Genomic DNA, 1,832 nt, shown 5'->3' with positions numbered 1-1,832 from the left:
TTGCCAGAATTTACTTATGCAAGCGATTAGCTAAATCAGAACTTAAACTTGCAAACTGGAAGCTCGGATTCCAATTCAGCTAATTAAAGGGAACAAAAAGAAAGGAAAAGCACAATCCAGACGGTATCAGCGGCAGTCTACAAGAATAAATTGTGATTACACAAGATTGGTGCTATAATAAGAGAAAAGTTCCTGCCGGGGCAGCCGCCCCGGTGGTATGGATAGGAAGGCGGGAAAGCAATATGCACATCAGCTATAAACCACTCTGGCATACACTGTTAGAGCGTGATATGAGAAAAGAAGATTTAAGGCTTGCTGCTGGTATGACAACGAATATGATTGCCAACATGAGCAAAGAGGGAAAGCACATCAGCATGGATACATTAGCCCGTATCTGCGAAACGCTGAATTGTGAGATTACCGATGTGATTGAGTTAGTACCAGACGAGCCTGCTTCCACAGGAGGTAAGGAACATGAGCGAACTGAAACCAAGAATAACGGAAAACGGAATTGATTATATCCTTGTCGGAGATTACTATATCCCGGATTTGAAGCTGCCAAAGGAACACCGCCCTATTGGAAAGTACGGACGGATGCACAGGGAATATTTAAGGGAAGTCCACCCAGTCAGATTGAACACATTGACCTTGACCGGGGAGTTATGGACATACCTTGCAGACCTGAACGAACAGGCACAGGAACGGTTAGACACCATCATGGAGCAGATGAAAGATGCCGAGGGCGTGACCGAGGAATTGAAACGAACCCAAGAAATGGAATGGGTGCGGCGTTGCAATAACATTCACAACCGGGCAGAAGAAATTATTTTGCAAGAGATGATTTATTCATAACGGTATGATAGAATGATTATGCCAAATCGGGATTTGCAAAGGAGCGTGATTGTATATTTTGTTGGACGCGTTGTTGGAAATGTTGTGCCGTTTAAGTTGGATAGGTAGACGAGCGACAATTTGAAGTTGTGGAGGAAAAGCATTATGAAAAAAATTATGTTTGGTAACAGTTTAATGCTCTTAGGTATTGCAATAATGATTCTTGCAGGTTTAGAGCTGATATACATTGGTATTGTGTGGGCGTCTTTTCTTTTAATACCTGTAGGATTTATTATGGCTGTTATAGGGTTTTTTAGCAAAGACAGTTAGATACCGGTTTGTCGAATTAAGAAAATCGGTAGTTGACAAGGAGTTTTGATAGCATGAAAAAAATATTTCTTAAAATTGTGATAGGGGTTGTTCTTGTTTGTATTTTATTTGTTTGTTTTCTTTATACGAACAATGAGATCGGCGTGACTTCATCTAAGCTGGAGACAGATATTCGTTCGTCGCAGAAGATTAAGGATGATTGGACGGTCGATGGAAGCGTTTCCAGCACGATGGCTGCATATATTTCTTACCCTCAGGATTTGAGTGACCATTCTTTTTCCGTCTATGTCAACCGCCCTGGTCTTTCCTTTGGATACTTTTTCCGTGGGGGTGGAAAACTTTCGGGGGTTCAAAGAGGAATTGCCGAGTACACTGTAGAAGGATATAATGAGCGAGCATTTATTTCTATGAATCAGCAACAGGTAACACAGCTTGAAATAGATGACGGCAACACAATTCAAGTGCTTGACATTGACAGCAATAAACCTTTTGCGATTGTTTTGCCTATAAATGCGGGAACCATTACATTCTATGATGTGAATGGCAATACTGTGGAATACTGGAACAATTCTCTTTGACAACTTCTTTAGGCTACAATCAATAGCGGCGTAAACGAAAAAGCAGTCTTACGTTATAGAAAACTGCCCTTTCGTTTGCGCTGCGTTTGATTT

General features: G+C 41.3%; 4 protein-coding genes. All 4 read left to right on the top strand.

The genetic code is table 11. From position 1 onward, the window contains the following. Positions 1–242: 242 nt before the first annotated feature. The 4 genes from OCV96_RS19340 to OCV96_RS19325 all read left to right on the top strand — a co-directional run bounded on the left by OCV96_RS19340 (position 243) and on the right by OCV96_RS19325 (position 1,739). Positions 243–515, top strand: a complete 273-nt coding sequence (locus tag OCV96_RS19340) for a helix-turn-helix domain-containing protein (protein ID WP_002569231.1) — start codon at positions 243–245, stop codon at positions 513–515. After that, positions 475–852 carry a TnpV protein gene (locus OCV96_RS19335; RefSeq protein WP_003020283.1) on the top strand — a complete coding sequence of 126 codons (378 nt, stop codon included), beginning with the start codon at positions 475–477 and terminating at the stop codon, positions 850–852. The genes OCV96_RS19340 and OCV96_RS19335 overlap by 41 nt, the downstream gene beginning before the upstream one ends. A 144-nt stretch (positions 853–996) precedes the next feature. After that, positions 997–1,161, top strand: coding sequence for a hypothetical protein (locus OCV96_RS19330; protein ID WP_006060468.1), 165 nt, complete (start codon positions 997–999; stop codon positions 1,159–1,161). A 53-nt stretch (positions 1,162–1,214) separates the two neighbouring features. Further along, a complete protein-coding gene (locus OCV96_RS19325; RefSeq protein WP_006060469.1) occupies positions 1,215–1,739 on the top strand; it encodes a hypothetical protein in 525 nt (174 codons plus the stop codon). Positions 1,740–1,832 lie beyond the last annotated feature (93 nt).

Source organism: Waltera acetigignens, from assembly GCF_025567015.1.
GTDB classification, from domain to species: domain Bacteria; phylum Bacillota; class Clostridia; order Lachnospirales; family Lachnospiraceae; genus Acetatifactor; species Acetatifactor acetigignens.
This window is presented reverse-complemented; position numbering and strand designations above follow the sequence as displayed.